The sequence below is a fragment of the Deltaproteobacteria bacterium GWC2_55_46 genome (assembly GCA_001595385.3).
GTDB lineage: Bacteria > Desulfobacterota > GWC2-55-46 > GWC2-55-46 > GWC2-55-46 > UBA5799.
In genome coordinates, this window is the sequence record LVEI03000001.1 from 486,985 (window position 1) to 501,295 (window position 14,311).

The 14,311-nt window shown below is 54.6% G+C and carries 14 protein-coding genes; 2 read left to right on the plus strand and 12 right to left on the minus strand.

Annotated features, from left to right (window positions below; genetic code table 11):
- Nucleotides 1-166: 166 nt before the first annotated feature.
- Together A2V21_302320 and A2V21_302325 are read right to left on the minus strand one after the other, a co-directional pair.
- On the minus strand, nucleotides 167-1,753 hold the full coding sequence (locus A2V21_302320; protein ID OIJ73198.1) for a peptide chain release factor 3: 1,587 nt from the start codon (nucleotides 1,751-1,753) through the stop codon (nucleotides 167-169).
- 150 nt (nucleotides 1,754-1,903) lie between these two features.
- The gene (locus tag A2V21_302325) at nucleotides 1,904-2,803 is read right to left on the minus strand and encodes a zinc transporter ZupT (GenBank protein OIJ73199.1); all 900 of its coding nucleotides are present in this window, start codon (nucleotides 2,801-2,803) and stop codon (nucleotides 1,904-1,906) included.
- 315 nt (nucleotides 2,804-3,118) lie between these two features.
- Between A2V21_302325 and A2V21_302330 the strand changes: the two genes are divergently transcribed.
- The gene (locus A2V21_302330; protein OIJ73200.1) at nucleotides 3,119-3,670 is read left to right on the plus strand and encodes a hypothetical protein; all 552 of its coding nucleotides are present in this window, start codon (nucleotides 3,119-3,121) and stop codon (nucleotides 3,668-3,670) included.
- Between the two features lie 696 nt (nucleotides 3,671-4,366).
- Nucleotides 4,367-5,188, plus strand: a complete 822-nt coding sequence (locus A2V21_302335) for a hypothetical protein (protein OIJ73201.1) — start codon at nucleotides 4,367-4,369, stop codon at nucleotides 5,186-5,188.
- Between the two features lie 434 nt (nucleotides 5,189-5,622).
- Here A2V21_302335 and A2V21_302340 read toward each other — a convergent pair whose 3' ends face one another.
- From A2V21_302340 to A2V21_302385, 10 genes are all read right to left on the minus strand, one after another.
- Nucleotides 5,623-6,111 (minus strand): molybdenum cofactor biosynthesis protein, encoded by a 489-nt coding sequence (locus A2V21_302340; protein ID OIJ73202.1) that lies wholly within the window; start codon nucleotides 6,109-6,111, stop codon nucleotides 5,623-5,625.
- A 7-nt stretch (nucleotides 6,112-6,118) separates the two neighbouring features.
- Entirely contained in the window at nucleotides 6,119-6,544 is a 426-nt protein-coding gene (locus A2V21_302345; GenBank protein ID OIJ73203.1) for a molybdopterin biosynthesis protein MoeE, read from the minus strand.
- A 79-nt stretch (nucleotides 6,545-6,623) separates the two neighbouring features.
- Nucleotides 6,624-6,872 carry a hypothetical protein gene (locus A2V21_302350; protein OIJ73204.1) on the minus strand — a complete coding sequence of 83 codons (249 nt, stop codon included), beginning with the start codon at nucleotides 6,870-6,872 and terminating at the stop codon, nucleotides 6,624-6,626.
- Nucleotides 6,869-9,199, minus strand: a complete 2,331-nt coding sequence (locus tag A2V21_302355) for a hypothetical protein (GenBank protein ID OIJ73205.1) — start codon at nucleotides 9,197-9,199, stop codon at nucleotides 6,869-6,871. The genes A2V21_302350 and A2V21_302355 overlap by 4 nt, the downstream gene beginning before the upstream one ends.
- Before the next feature lie 2 nt (nucleotides 9,200-9,201).
- Nucleotides 9,202-9,606 (minus strand): hypothetical protein, encoded by a 405-nt coding sequence (locus tag A2V21_302360; GenBank protein ID OIJ73206.1) that lies wholly within the window; start codon nucleotides 9,604-9,606, stop codon nucleotides 9,202-9,204.
- 96 nt (nucleotides 9,607-9,702) lie between these two features.
- Nucleotides 9,703-10,959, minus strand: coding sequence for a glutamate-5-semialdehyde dehydrogenase (locus tag A2V21_302365; GenBank protein ID OIJ73207.1), 1,257 nt, complete (start codon nucleotides 10,957-10,959; stop codon nucleotides 9,703-9,705).
- Nucleotides 10,960-11,297: 338 nt separating this feature from the next.
- A complete protein-coding gene (locus A2V21_302370; GenBank protein OIJ75016.1) occupies nucleotides 11,298-12,416 on the minus strand; it encodes a glutamate 5-kinase in 1,119 nt (372 codons plus the stop codon).
- 14 nt (nucleotides 12,417-12,430) lie between these two features.
- Nucleotides 12,431-13,450: a hypothetical protein gene (locus A2V21_302375; GenBank protein ID OIJ73208.1), complete on the minus strand. Its 1,020-nt coding sequence runs from the start codon at nucleotides 13,448-13,450 to the stop codon at nucleotides 12,431-12,433.
- A 189-nt stretch (nucleotides 13,451-13,639) separates the two neighbouring features.
- A complete protein-coding gene (locus A2V21_302380) occupies nucleotides 13,640-13,891 on the minus strand; it encodes a 50S ribosomal protein L27 (GenBank protein ID OIJ73209.1) in 252 nt (83 codons plus the stop codon).
- A gap of 33 nt (nucleotides 13,892-13,924) precedes the next feature.
- Entirely contained in the window at nucleotides 13,925-14,236 is a 312-nt protein-coding gene (locus tag A2V21_302385) for a 50S ribosomal protein L21 (GenBank protein OIJ73210.1), read from the minus strand.
- Between the last annotated feature and the right edge of the window lie 75 nt (nucleotides 14,237-14,311).

Genomic DNA, 14,311 nt, shown 5'->3' on the forward strand with positions numbered 1-14,311 from the left:
TATTAGTTTATTTAGGATTTTAACCCTTTGTACCGCTTCAGGCAACAGAAAACGCTTTGTATGAGGGAGGTATTACCTCCTCACCTTACTCCTGTCACCCATGGGGAGAGGATATAAAATAAAAATACCGCGACAGCCGGTATAGCCGCGGCATCAGGTCTTTATATTATAGACTGTGCTCTTTGGTCCTGTTGAAGACGATATCCGGCCACTGCTCTATCGTGTAGTTGAGCTGCCACTCGCTCGGCGCGAGGTAGGTAAGGTTCCCCTCGGTATCCCTCGCAAGGCGCATGACGTTTTTCTTCTCGAACTCTTCTATCTTCTTTCTCTCCCCGTCTATCCAGCGCGCCCTCTGCGCCTCTACACCTTCATATGCGGCCTCTACACCGTACTCGTCCCTGAGCCTCGCTATCGTCACGTCGAACTGAAGCGCCCCAACGGCCCCGAGTATGTAGTCGTTCCCCATAAGGGGCCTGAAGACCTGGACAGCGCCCTCTTCGGTCAGCTGCTCAAGCCCCTTCTGCAATTGCTTTACCTTGAGCGGGTTCTTGAGTATAACGCGCCTGAAGTGCTCCGGGGCGAAGCTCGGTATGCCGGTGAACTTCAAGGGCTCTTTTTCGGTGAATGTATCGCCTATCTTTATCGTGCCGTGGTTGTGTATGCCGATGATGTCTCCTGAGAAGGCCTCTTCGACGTTCGTCCTGTCCTGCGCCATGAATATGGTGGCGTTCGATAGTATCAGCTCTTTGCCTATCCTGTGGTGCATGACCCTCATGCCGCGTGTGAACCTGCCCGAGCATATCCTTATGAAGGCGATCCTGTCCCTGTGCGCCGGGTCCATGTTCGCCTGTATCTTGAAGGCGAAGCCGGTAAAGGGCTCTTCATACGGCGACACTATCCTTTCGACGGCGGCCCTGGGGCCGGGGGATGGGGCAAGCTCTACAAAGGCGTCGAGGAGTTCCTTAACGCCAAAGTTGTTGATGGCGCTCCCGAAGAATACCGGCGACTGGCTGCCCTTCAGGTAATCCCCGATGTCGAACGGGTTTGCCGCGCCATGCAGGAGCTCTATATCGTGCCTCAGTTCCGCGGCCTGTTTTCCCACCAGTTCATCGAGCCTGGGGTCGGCGATGTCGGTTATGACGATGCCGTCGGCGTCCCTCTTCTCCTGTCCAGGGGTAAACAGGTGCAGCTCCTTCTTGTAGAGGTTATAGACCCCCTTGAAGGCCTTGCCAGAGCCAATGGGCCATGAAAGAGGGGTACATTCAATTTGAAGCTTATCCTCGATCTGGGAGAGTATATCGAGCGGGTCCATGCCCTCGCGGTCGAGCTTGTTGATGAAGGTGATGACAGGGGTGTTCCTCATGCGGCATACGCCCATGAGCTTCTCGGTCTGCGGCTCAACGCCCTTTGCGGAGTCTATGACCATGAGGGCGCTGTCTACGGCAGTCAAGACCCTGTAGGTATCCTCCGAGAAGTCCTGGTGGCCTGGGGTGTCGAGAAGGTTCACCTCAAAATCACGGTAATTGAACTTCATCACCGAGGTGGTAACGGAGATGCCCCTCTCCTTCTCAATCGCCATCCAGTCGCTCGTGGCGTGGCGTGAGGCCTTCCTTGCCTTGACCGCGCCCGCGAGCTGAATGGCCCCGCCGTAAAGGAGGAGCTTTTCAGTGAGCGTGGTCTTACCGGCGTCCGGGTGGCTTATTATGCCGAAGGTCCTGCGCCTGTCGACCTCTTTTTGGAAATGCTTTGCCATCTTCTCTTTCTGCTTTAAGGAATAAAAAAATGGGCCTGGGAGGCCCATTAATTATCAGGGATTATACAATATCGGGGTAAAGGGGTCAACGGAGAAAGCGTTTGGGCAGCCGGAAATCCCCAAACCATGCCTTGCTGTCTGAGCTTCCTTTCACTTCATCAAGAGCAGGCTCAACGCCATCAGCCCCATCCCTGACACAAGCCCGAATATGCTGTCATGCCCTTTGCCGTATGCCCGGCTCGTGGGCAGGAGGCCGTCAAGGCTGATATAGACCATGACGCCGGCTATGCCGCCGAACATGACCCCCATTACCTGCGGAGGCACTCCCCCGCCGTTGCCGACGATCAACCAAAGTATAAGGTAGGCCGCTATCGCGCCGACAGGCTCCGCAAGCCCGCTCAATACCGAATATGCAAATGCCTTGCGCCGGTTCCCGGTAGCGTAATAGATGGGCACCGACACGCTTATGCCCTCGGGGATATTGTGGAGCGCTATCGCTACGGCTATGGCTATTCCTACGCCAGGGCTTTGCAGGGCGGCTAAAAATGTAGCGAGCCCCTCAGGAAAGTTGTGTATCGCTATCGCCAGGGCCGTAAAGAGGCCCATGCGAAGGAGCCTTGTATTGTGTTTGCCGTGGTCGTGCATGCCTGAATCGGCATTTCGCGAGCCTTCTGCTATTGCAGCGAAATCCGGCATTGGAGCGGATGAATTATGCAGCGGCGCCGTCTCGGCGTTAGGGTGCGTCTCATGGGGGTTCTTCGCCGCCGGGACAAGATTATCTATAAGGCCGATAAGCAGAATGCCGCCGAAAAAAGAAGCAGCGTTGACCCAGTGCCCCCAATAGCCCCCGTAAGCGTCGGTGAGCGCGCTGGTCCCCTTTACGAATATCTCTACAAAAGAAACATATAGCATGACCCCTGCGGAGAAGCCGGTCGATACCGAAAGAAACCGGTAGTTCGTCCGCCTCGCGAAAAAAGCTATCGCACTGCCGATGCCGGTTGCCATGCCAGCAAGGACCGTAAGCCCCAGCGCAAACCAGATATCCGTCATATCATACCTCCGGGAACCTCGCTCTTGTTCAACTCACCTCCTCATCATTTTATATCATTTTTTGATTTTAAATGGGGCGAGGCAAAAAAAACCGCGCCGCGCGATAAGGGAAGGAAGCTTTAGCGAGCGCCTCAAAAGTCCGACAGGTTGCCAAAAAGGCCTTCAAAAGACGTGTTCAGGCTTTAACCCTTAACCCGATTTATAAAGGCCGCTCCCTTGACGGGCAGGAAAACGCCCTTTATCTTTATATTGATTACGACGGCGCCATAAGTGTCCGTCTGGCCAGCATAAGACACACCTTCAGGAGGTAATCAGATGGAAAGATCCGCAATCAAAGCTCTGCTTGAGACTGCGAATAAAATAAAGACGCTCGCCATCTCCGTCTTCATATTCGTTGCCCTTTTTGCTGGAAACGCGCTTGCAGAAGATGCGTCCGCAGATCTCTCTGACTCAATGCCTGCCGGAAACTTCCGCGCCGGCATAGGCGCCGGCATACCTTACGGCGGCATAGGCGCCAACCTCGAGGCTATCATGGGAAGGTACTTTGCCGCCACAGCCGGGGCAGGCGTACTGGACGGCGAGCTTGGATGGGTCGGGGGCTTGAGGCTCTATCCACTTGGAAGGGACTCGGAGGTCTCCCCGAGGCTTTCAGCCTATTACGGGACTGTCGCGGTCATCGAATGGTCAAACGGCGGCAAGGAAACTGACACAGGCATCGCATACGCGATTGGAGCGGATTGGAGGCCCCAGCCCTCTTACAGCGCGGATATTGAGCTACTCTATATAGATTACGACACGCCCCAGGGATTTACCAGAGAAGATGACGAAGACCTCAAGGCGGTGGTAGGGTTTGGGTTTTATTTCTGACAAAATCACCCTGGTTCATGGCTTTAGCATTTGTCTTTCATACAAACGGGGCATAAGCGAAGCGAGCATAAGGCTGGAGGCGGGGCGAGCGAGGAGGATGGAGGCAGAGAGCGAGCGTAGCCTTTGCCCAAGGCGGCAGGTTCGAAAAACAGTCGGCTGAAAGCCCGCCTGAAATCTCCCCCTTTTCCAAAGGGGGAGTAAGGGGGATTATAAACCCTTCAAAGATAATCTCCCCTGCCCCCTCTTTAGGAAAGAGGGGGACCAGCTTGGTAGGGTGCGCTGTGCGCACCCTACCAAGCTGACATAGGGTGGTTTAGCGTGGTCTCAGACCCGACCGGCGCGGCTTTTGGGCCCTGGCAGCCGAAAAAAGGCAAATAGGATAAGACAAAACAAAGTGGTCAAATATATATGGTGCGCAGAGCGCACCATATATGACTGTAAAGAAATCCAGACAGCCTTCATCTCCCGACATCATTCGCCCCATCGCATGTAACTCACTGATTTATCATGAAAATCCTTTCAAATGGCACTCTTCTGGTTTGTCGGTATTCATTACACGCCGCTTCAGTAACTCAGCGTCGCAGTTATCTTAACAAAAAAACCATCATGATATTAAGCAGTTAGAGGCAGCTGGCACTCTCCGGCACGCAATTTGCTTATTAATCCTATCGACTACCGAAAAAAAGGAGAGCGAAGATGAAGAGACTGTTCATGCTGTCTGCAATGGCGATTGCGCTTACTGCTGCAAGCGAGGCCGGTGCAATATCAATAACCCAGACCAACAGCGCCTCAGCTCTCGGAGCCGCGCTTGGCGGTGTTACCGTGACATCGGTTTCAGGCGACGCCAGCCAGTTCGGCACATTCACAAACTCTTCCGGGCTCTGGGGCATTGGAAGCGGCGTAGTCCTCTCGACCGGAAATGTCAACAATTACAATGACGGGCCGAATACGATTGGAAGTAAGAGTACGAATTACGGTACCGCAGGACAGGCAGACCTTACTGGACTGGCGGGATATACAACTTATGACGCCGCGCTGCTGCTCTTCGATTTCGTGGCAGGCAACACCCAGTTCAGCTTTGATTTTGTTTTCGGCTCAGACGAATACCCCGAATATGTAGGTTCCCAGTTCAATGATGTGTTCGGGGCGTTTTTTGGCGGAGCTGGGGGCACCAATGTCACTTACGATCAGTTTGGGAACCCTATTACGATAAATTCGGCCTGGATGAGCAGTCCCACAGGCACAGAGCTTGACGGCGCAACCATCCTGCTTTCTACAACAGTCGGAGGCCTCACCGTCGGCAATACCTATTCTCTCATGTTCGGTATTGCGGACACCTATGACCACATCTACGACAGCACTGTCTACATCAGCAACTTCAGGTTCACGAGCGGGCAGGATGTGGGCACGAACCCGACCCAGAACAATCCGGTTCCTGAGCCCTCCACGATTATCCTCCTCGGCACAGGGCTTGCCGGACTCGGCTACTATGCCAGGAAGAGACAGAGGAAGTCATAATAGACCGGCAAGTCTCGCTGTTTTTGATACGGAAGCTTCAGGCCAGCTTCGTAGATACCGTTTTGCCTGTCAAGCCTAAATTGATCCAATTTTTGGATTGAACGGCTTTCGGGTTTTTATTACGCCATAGATTATGTGAACTAGTTTCCTCATCACGGCGCAGACGATGACTTTGCCGTTTTTGCTGTTCTCCTTGAGGCGGCGTTGGAAAACTGAGACGACCGGATTGAATCTCTTCTTAGCCTCGCGTTGCCTGTCTTACAGAGCCGTGGTTTGCCTTTCACGGATGTGCCTGAGATTTTGTCCCGATGTTTTATATTTTTTAATGGTGCGCAGAGCGCACCCTACGAAGCTGTAGGGTGCGCTCTGCGCACCATTTTTTACTCTGCCTCTATGCCATTAAACTCAATAACGCCTCCGCCCCAATCCGGAGATTACGGCGTCGCGCACTCGGAGGGACTGCCTTTTATCTTCTCAATGGTGTGATTCAAGGCTGGCATTACTACGGCGAGGTTCTCCCTTACGGCCCTGGGGCTTCCGGGTAGGTTTATTATAAGCGAACACTTCCTTATCCCGCAGACAGCGCGGGATATCATGGCGTTTGGCGTCTTCTTGAGGCTCTCGGCACGCATGGCCTCTGCCATGCCGGGTAGCTCCCTTTCTATCACCGCCTTTGTGGCCTCAGGCGTAACGTCCCTGGGAGTCACCCCCGTGCCGCCGGTCGTAAGTATCAGATCGTATCCGATGTCGGCGTATTCGATGAGCTTGGCCTTTATAACGTCGACCTCGTCAGGGATGACCTCATAGGCCTTTACCTCGGCGGGGAGCTCTTTTATCATGCGCTCTATCTCCCTGCCGCTTAAGTCCTCCCTCTCCCCGCGAGCTCCCTTGTCGCTCATTGTGAGTATGCCTACGGTTACCATATCTTCCTCACGGCGTCTCAGAGACCCAGACATCACCCTTGCCTGTCGTCTCGCGCTTCCATATCGGGGTCGTCCTCTTAAGCTCTGTTATCGCCCACTCGCAGGCCATGAAGGCGTCGTTACGGTGGGCCGACGCGGCGACTATAAGGACGATGTTCTCCCCTATATCGATCTTGCCGACCCTGTGGACTATGCCAATCTCTATAATGTCGAAGTTCTTAAGCGCCCTCTCCCTTATATCGGCAAGCTTCTTCTCGGCCATGCCGGGGTAGTGCTCGAAATCGAGGCCTGTTATGGTCTCACCCTTCGAGAAATCGCGCGCGGCCCCTAAAAAGACGACCACGCCTCCGATGCCCTTTGAGGCGGCCATGACCAGCTCTACCTCTTTATCTATCGAAAAGTCCTCATTCTGTATCCTTGCGAGCTGAGACATTTTTCATCCCTGAGAAAATTTTTGTTAAGGAATCTCTGATTAATTCGCGATTGTACGTCATTGTGAGCGAAGCGAAGCACTACCCGCCTGAGAACGGGGGCAGAAAGCCCACCTCGTCACCGTCTGTAACAATGGTGTCGTTCCTGGCGAACTCCTGGTTAACCGCGATAAGGAGTGAGCGGCTGTCGATAAGCGTCGAAAGCCCCGGAAAATCCCTCTTTATAAAAGACTTAAGCTCCTCCACTGTGATGGGGGAGCTTACATCGTACTCCTTGACCTCTGTTTTTGCCAGCCCCTTGAGCATGGCGAAGAACCTTACCGTTATCATGGGTGCGCTTGCTTGTACTCCGGGTCATAGGGCCGGTTCACATCCAGCCTGCCCCTGTTGGAGGCCTTGGCGAAAAGCTCCTTGAAAGAGTCGCCGTCCCTCGGGAAGATCGAATAGCCGTAAAGGATATCGGTCTTGCCCTCGGAGAAGGCCTTCTTGAAAGAGTCTTCGTTCGCGATGACCTCGGTTATCGAATAAAGGAGCCTCGTTACCTTCTCGTCTGTGTCGAGGAAGAGGAAGCCGAAGGTCTCCTCGTTAAGCCTTACGACGACGTCGAAGCTCCGCGTCTTTCTCCTGATGTGTCCTACGAGCACGGATTCGAACTCGGCCTTGCCGGAGCCGAAGTCCTTGAGCCCCGCTATGCGGACTGTGGCGAGCACAAGGCCCCTGTCAAAGCGCCTTGCCCGGTTTAGCTCCTCGTCGACCCTCTGCTCGAATATCTGCAGCGGCGGCGGCCCTGAGGCCACGGCCTCTTTCCTTAATTCCATCGGCTCGGGCGTCTTTATGTTCAGGAGGGATTTCTCGGCGTAGACCGAGAACCGCGCGAGTATCTCTCCGTCCTGCTTTGAGAAGGCGCACGGGAAAAGCGAGTTGTCTCCGGTCTTGTTGAAAAGCGACAGCACACCAGCCACCTCGTCATCGACTAAAAGCGGCCTTGAGATGACCGACCTGATGTAGGGGCTGGCGTCTTCCGAGAACTCGCGGGAGACCGGCTCTTTTCTCCGGAGGACCTCCATCACAGTCTCCTTCTCGAACGGCAGGAAGTACTCCCGCACCTTGGCGTCGTCAAGTCCGAAGGTGGCGGCTGTCTGGAACCTCTTCGAGCCTGCCTGTTTTATGCGAAGCAGCGACCCTTCGGCCCCGAGTATCGCCGCCGGGGTTGTTGCGATGATGGTGACGAGCCTTTTCGGGTCTTTTATCGATATCATCTCGAGGCCCGCCTCGTCCACGGCGAACATCTTCCGCGAGCGCATCTTCTCTCTTTCGTTCTGCTTGTGCTTCCATACGCTCTCGGCGAGAAGCGTTCTTATGTCTTTCAGGAAAGATTCATGGTAGACCGAAAGGCCCTGGTGCGAGATTATCTGCCCGTTCAGGGTGCCTACGAGCTGCCCCTTCGCTATCATCGGAAGGGACATGTAAACCCGCTTCGTGTGCCCGTGCTCTGTCCTATCTACGAGGAAGGTGTCGGCCATGCCCTCAAGGGAAGAGCCCTCGATGCCTTCGCCCGGCCTCAAGGTCAATAGCCCGATGCCCTTGCTGTCCCTTATGCTCGAAGCCTGGAGCATGAGCCTGCCTGAGTCGTCGTCATAAATATAGATAAAACAGGTGAGCCCCGGTATTATCTCGACGAGTCGCTTTGCGACCGCGCCAAGGCGCCGCTCCAGCGGTATCTGGGTGGACATGATCGAGTCCACCTCTTTCCAGAAGGTGAACTTAGCCGAGTCCACCCGGAGGCTTTCGTACTCGTTCGACCTCTGTATGACCTCAGCCGCAAGCCCCGCAAGGCTTGAAAGGAAGCCGAGGTCGTCTTCGGTAAATACGTGCACCGATTCGCTCGAACTTACGTTTATTACGCCTATCACATCGCCCTTTACGACAAGCGGGACGCTCATCGCGCTCTTTACGTCGCTCCTCTCCATCGGCCTGGAGAATTCCCCTGTCCTGGCCTTGCCGCTTATAAGGAGCGGCTTCCCGGTCTGGGCGACCTTGCCGGATACGCCCTCGCCCATGGAGACCCTGATCTTTCTTACTACCTCCTCATCCATGCCCTTGGCTATCTCGACCCGAAGCATATTCTCTTCGTTTATGAGCATGATGGAGCCGCGCTCGGCCATGGTCGATTCTGTGGCGAGCTTCAAGATCACGGAGAGCAGCTCTTTTCTGTCGATTGAAAGCCTTACGGCGTCGACTATCTCGCGGAAGGCTGAAAGGAGGTTCATCTGCTCGTGTATCTTGTCCTGCCCAGGGCCTTCCTGAGGCGTGGAAGTCCTTACCCCCCAGAGAAGGCGCGTGGAAAGGGGGCCGAGCTTCTCGACGTCCCTGAACTCCGGGGCTTCGAGAAACTTCTCGGTAGAGTGGTCCTGAAGGGCGTTTACGATTATATCTACGCGCGCCTTCTTTATCTTTTCAAGATCGGTCGTTATCTCGATATTGAACTTGGGCGGAATGCGGTAGCCGAGCTCCTTCAATTTAAAGAGCATGGCGTTTGGGTTCGGATCGGCTATGAGGCAGACCTTGCTCCGCCTGTCTGAAAGGAGCACGGGCAGGAGCTTTAGCCCCTCTTTATTGGCGCCGATTATGGCTATGTTCTTGACTTCCCCTGCCATCCTCAGACCTTCTCCAGTATGCCAAGCTCAAGGAGCCTGTTCATAAGCCTTATAGACTCGATGTCGCCGACGTTGCCGCCATGCTCGATCCCCTTGCCCCTGGCCTCGTCGAGCCTCCTCAAGCCCTCGAGGATAAGCCCCTCTGGAGATTCGCTGATGGTCCTCTCAGGGCTCGGGGTGTCAGGCTCGACCTCGAACTCGCCGTCCTTCCACGAAAGGAGCTGGTAGAAGGCATCCGGGCCTGTAAGGTCCCTGAAGGCGGCGTGGACTATCAGGCCGTCTTTTATATAGACACGTCCATAGCCATGCTCTGAGCCCAGGTGCACGGCTACCGTCTTCCTCTCGGCATTGAATATCTGGACGATGTCCACCAGGCCCATGTCCTTGAGCCTGCCCTTTACTCCCACGGGAGCCTCCCAGGGGGGTCTCAAATACCCCCTTTTTCCACGTCTATTCTATCCCAAAGACAAGATTTTATCTATCACTAATTATTTAAGAAAAGGCTACTCCCGTATCTGCCCTTCTCCGTAGATTATAAACTTCTGGGTGGTAAGCTCCTCAAGGCCCATAGGCCCGAAGGCGTGTATCTTGGTGGTGGAAATACCTATCTCCGCGCCAAGGCCGAGCTGGAAGCCGTCTGAAAACCTCGTTGACGCATTCACAAGGACGGTCGATGAGTTGACCTCGCGCAAAAACCTCTGAGAGTTGGCGTAATCGCTCGTTACTATCGACTCTGTATGTAGAGAGCCATACCTGTTGATATGGTCTACAGCCTCGTCAAGACCGTCCACCACCTTTACGGCCAGGATGAGGTCAAGGTACTCGGCGGACCAGTCTTCGACTGTAGCCGCCTTTATATCTTGCACTACCTGCCTTGTCCTCTCGCATCCCCTTACCTCCACCCCTGCCGCCCTGTACTTCTCCAACATCGCCGGCAGGAACTTTCCGGCTATATCCTTATGGACAAGGAGCGTTTCCATGGAGTTGCATACCCCCGGCCTTTGCACCTTGGCGTTGAAGGCTATCCTTTCGGCCATGTCGATATCCGCAGAAGAGTCTATAAATACATGGCAGACGCCCTTATAGTGCTTTATTACCGGTATCTTTGAGTTCTCGACCACGAACCTTATAAGCCCCTCCCCGCCCCTGGGGATTATGAGGTCTATATACTCCTCAAGCTTGAGCATCTCAAGTATCGCTTCCCTGTCCGTGGTCGGTATTACCTGTATCGAGCGCGAAGGCACGCCAGAGGCCTCGCAAGCCTCATTGAGTATTTTGGCTATCGCGTTGTTCGAGTTTATGGCCTCGCTCCCCCCGCGAAGCACCACAGCGTTCCCGGATTTCAAGCAAAGTCCGGCGGCGTCAGCCGTGACGTTCGGCCTGGACTCATAGATGATGCCGATGACACCGATAGGGATCCTCATCCTGCCGACCATGAGGCCGTTCGGCCTCTTCCACATCTTCGTCACCTCTCCGACAGGGTCGGGTAGCGCCGCAACCTCACGGAGCCCGGCGGCCATCGTAGCGATGACCTTATCCGAGAGGGTAAGCCTTTCTATCATGGCCTTCGTAAGCCCCTTCTTCTCAGCGGCCTCGATGTCCTTTTTGTTCTCTTCCTTTAAAAAAGCGGCGGCGGCCACAACCCCGTCTGCCATCTTAAGAAGCGCCCTGTTCTTCGCGGCGCTCTCTAGCTTCGCCAAACCGAAAGAGGCCTGTCTCGCGGCCTTTGCTATTTCAAGAACCCCATCCTTCACAGACATGAAAATCTCCTTGAGAAAACAGGTATAACTACCCTGTTTTTCAGTGATTTTTTATTCCAAACAGGGCCCCAACAGTAAGGACCGGCAGTAGACACACTCCTTGCCGCTACGTTTCTATCGGAGGGAACCCTTTAAAAGTTAAGGGAAAAGTAACAGGATAAGGTAGCTTTCTACGAAAAGGTTTCCCGTAAAAAATCCACCGCACCATACTAACAGGCTGCTAAAGAGCTCCATATGCGAGGCTATTCTCGCCGCTTGATGACTGCGGCGTACCTGAGTGTACGCCGCAGTGACGAGCTTCTGAAGCCAACGACGCAGATGGACTTATTTCATGCCTGTTATAGCACTACGAGGTTATCCCTGTGTATAACCTCGTCATAGACCTTATAGCCAAGCACTCCAACAAGCTCGGCTGTGTTAAGCCCTTTTATTTTTTGTATTTCAGAAGAGCTGTAGTTGGCCACACCCCTGGCGAATTCCTTGCCCAGAAGGTCTACGCAGTGGACGACCTCTCCGGCGTCGAAGCTGCCGTCAACGTCCCTTATGCCGGTGGGCAGAAGGCTCCTGCCTTTATTAAGGAGCGCCTCCTTTGCCCCGTCGTCTACGAAGACCCTGCCGGAGGGCCTGGCCGAGAAGGCGATCCAGTGCTTCTTGCTCGTAAGCCTGTCCTCTTTGGGCAGGAAGAGGGTGCCCTCTTCCTCTCCGGCCAGTAGGCGCGAGACGATGCCAGGCTTATTCCCGTTCGCGATGATGGTAGCGGCCCCGTAGTGGGCTGCGCGCCTGGCGGCCTCGCACTTTGTCTTTATGCCGCCTGTGCCGAGGCTGTTGGCGGTGTTTATGATAGTGTCGATATTAAGCTCGTCGACATCCTCGACCAAAGCGAGCTTCTTGGCATCCGGGAAGGCCTTGGGGTCTTTATCGTAAAGTCCGTCTATATCCGAAAGTATTATGAGGAGGTCGGCCTCCACAAGGTTGGTCGCAAGGGCCGAGAGGGCGTCGTTATCCCCGAACTTTATCTCCTCTACCGCTACCGTGTCGTTCTCGTTTATGACCGGGACGATGCCGAGCCTGAAAAGGGCTGTAAGGGTATTGCGGGCGTTGAGGAATCGTTTGCGGCTTCCGAGGTCGTCATGGGTAAGGAGCACCTGCGCCGCCTTCTCTCCTACTTTAGAGAAGGCCGAATCGTAAAGGGCCATGAGCGAGCCCTGCCCGACAGCCGCCGCGGCCTGCCTTTCAGGGATCGTCGCCGGGCGCTCCTTCATACCGAGTCTGCGCATGCCGAGGGCTATGGCGCCGGAGCTTACAATAGCCGCCTCCCTGCCAGCCTCCTTAAGTCCCTTTATCTCGTCAGCGAGCCTCGTGAATATGTCGGGGCCGTCCGCAGGCCTGGCCGCGACAACGGCGCTCCCTACCTTTATGACGACCCGGCGGGACCTCTTTATTATCTTCTTCCTCAGGTCCTTCATACGCCTCAGGAGGCGCTCTTGGCCTTTAGACCTACCACATGAGCGCCTACGTAATTGACCAGCTCCCTTAGCCCCTTGCCTGTAGCGGCTGAGATGGAAAATACCTTTATACCCAAACCCTCGAAAAATTTCAATAACTCCGGGATCTTCTCCTCTGCCTCCGGGATATCTGTCTTATTGAGGGCAATGACCTGGGGCCTGCCGGCAAGCTCCGCGTTAAAGCCCTTGAGCTCACGGTTCACAACCGCGAAATCCTCCTTAGGGTCCCTGCCGGTCATTGGGGAGATGTCTATCACATGGACGAACATGCTAGTCCTCTCGACGTGCTTCAAAAACTTTACGCCAAGCCCCTTGCCCTCGTGAGCCCCTTCGATAAGCCCGGGTATGTCGGCCACAACGAAGCCGCCGAAGTCCCCGAACTTTACGATACCGAGATTTGGCACAAGTGTTGTAAACGGGTAGTCGGCTATCTTGGGTTTGGCCGCAGAGATATGCGATATAAGGGTAGATTTTCCGGCGTTCGGAAAACCTATTATGCCGACATCCGCGAGGAGCTTTAGCTCAAGCTTCAGGTTCCGCTCCTCGCCAGGTTCGCCTGGCTGGGCAAACCTCGGCGTCTGGTGCGTTGATGTCGCGAAGTGCGCGTTTCCCTTGCCTCCCCTTCCGGCCTTGCAGCACAGGAACTCCTGCCCGTCCACCACGAGGTCGGCTATCACCTCTCCGGTATCCGCGTCTTTTATGACGGTGCCAACAGGAACCTTTATGGTAAGGTCTTCCCCGTCCCTCCCGGAGCACATGCTGCCCATGCCATGCTCTCCCCTCTCAGCCTGGTACTCGCGCCTGTACTTGAAGTCGAGCAGGCTTGACAGGCGATTGTCGGCAACGAATATCACGTCCGCGCCCCTGCCGCCGTTCCCGCCGTCAGGACCGCCCTTCGGCACGTACTTCTCTCGCCTGAAGCTTATGCAGCCTTTGCCGCCATCACCGGCCTTTACGTATACCTTCGCCTCATCAATAAACTTCATATTTTCAATTCCGTTTGATGCGTTATTGGATTCTCAGGGATTGTTGCCTCTTCGGTTCTTTCGATACGCAGACCGTTGTCTTCGTTATAACGGTTTTTAAAACAATATCTACGAAATATAAAAAGGGCGGATGCCGGAGAAGACCGACTCGCCTCTCCATTCCGCCCTTTTCAAGTTATCATATCCCTCTTACTGCGGAAGGATGTTTACGAACTTTTTGGCTCCCTTGTCCTCGAACTGGACGATGCCGCTCACCTTGGCGAAGATGGTGAAGTCCCTGCCCATGCCAGCGTTGGAGCCTGGATATACCCTGCTGCCTACCTGCCTTACTATGATAGAACCGGCCGATACCTCCTGACCTGAGAAGCGCTTTACGCCCCTTCTCTGACCGTTAGAGTCCCTGCCGTTCCTTGAGCTTCCGCCTGCCTTTTTATGAGCCACTGTAAAGACCCTCCCTTGACCTTAACTTAAAAATCAGCCCTTTATTTCCTGAATCTTTATGCTGGTAAAGAGCTGCCTGTGACCCTGCCTCTTGTCGTAGCCCTTCCTTCTCTTCTTCTTGTAGACTATTACCTTCTTGCCCTTGCCCTGGCCGAGTATCTCGGCTACGACCGTGGCCCCTGCCACCGTCGGGGTCCCAAGCTTTATGCTTTCGCCCTCGCCTACAGCGAGGACCTCTGAGAGCTCGACCCTGGCGCCGGGGTCTCCCGCGAGCTTCTCAACGTTCAGGACGTCTCCCTCGGAAACCCTGTACTGCTTGCCCCCTGTCTTTATGACCGCGTGCATCTTCCACTATCCTCCGGTAATATTGAATGTAAGATATTAGCGGTTTTGCCAAACCATGTCAAGACCTTTATGAAG

What these genes read in the sequence shown, in the direction of transcription:
- A2V21_302320 (OIJ73198.1), bottom strand. Translation starts at nt 1,753, where the DNA reads ATGGCAAAGCATTTCCAAAAAGAGGTCGACAGGCGCAGGACCTTCGGC.
- A2V21_302325 (OIJ73199.1), bottom strand. Translation starts at nt 2,803, where the DNA reads ATGACGGATATCTGGTTTGCGCTGGGGCTTACGGTCCTTGCTGGCATG.
- A2V21_302330 (OIJ73200.1), top strand. Translation starts at nt 3,119, where the DNA reads ATGGAAAGATCCGCAATCAAAGCTCTGCTTGAGACTGCGAATAAAATA.
- A2V21_302335 (OIJ73201.1), top strand. Translation starts at nt 4,367, where the DNA reads ATGAAGAGACTGTTCATGCTGTCTGCAATGGCGATTGCGCTTACTGCT.
- A2V21_302340 (OIJ73202.1), bottom strand. Translation starts at nt 6,111, where the DNA reads ATGGTAACCGTAGGCATACTCACAATGAGCGACAAGGGAGCTCGCGGG.
- A2V21_302345 (OIJ73203.1), bottom strand. Translation starts at nt 6,544, where the DNA reads ATGTCTCAGCTCGCAAGGATACAGAATGAGGACTTTTCGATAGATAAA.
- A2V21_302350 (OIJ73204.1), bottom strand. Translation starts at nt 6,872, where the DNA reads ATGATAACGGTAAGGTTCTTCGCCATGCTCAAGGGGCTGGCAAAAACA.
- A2V21_302355 (OIJ73205.1), bottom strand. Translation starts at nt 9,199, where the DNA reads ATGGCAGGGGAAGTCAAGAACATAGCCATAATCGGCGCCAATAAAGAG.
- A2V21_302365 (OIJ73207.1), bottom strand. Translation starts at nt 10,959, where the DNA reads ATGTCTGTGAAGGATGGGGTTCTTGAAATAGCAAAGGCCGCGAGACAG.
- A2V21_302375 (OIJ73208.1), bottom strand. Translation starts at nt 13,450, where the DNA reads ATGAAGTTTATTGATGAGGCGAAGGTATACGTAAAGGCCGGTGATGGC.
- A2V21_302385 (OIJ73210.1), bottom strand. Translation starts at nt 14,236, where the DNA reads ATGCACGCGGTCATAAAGACAGGGGGCAAGCAGTACAGGGTTTCCGAG.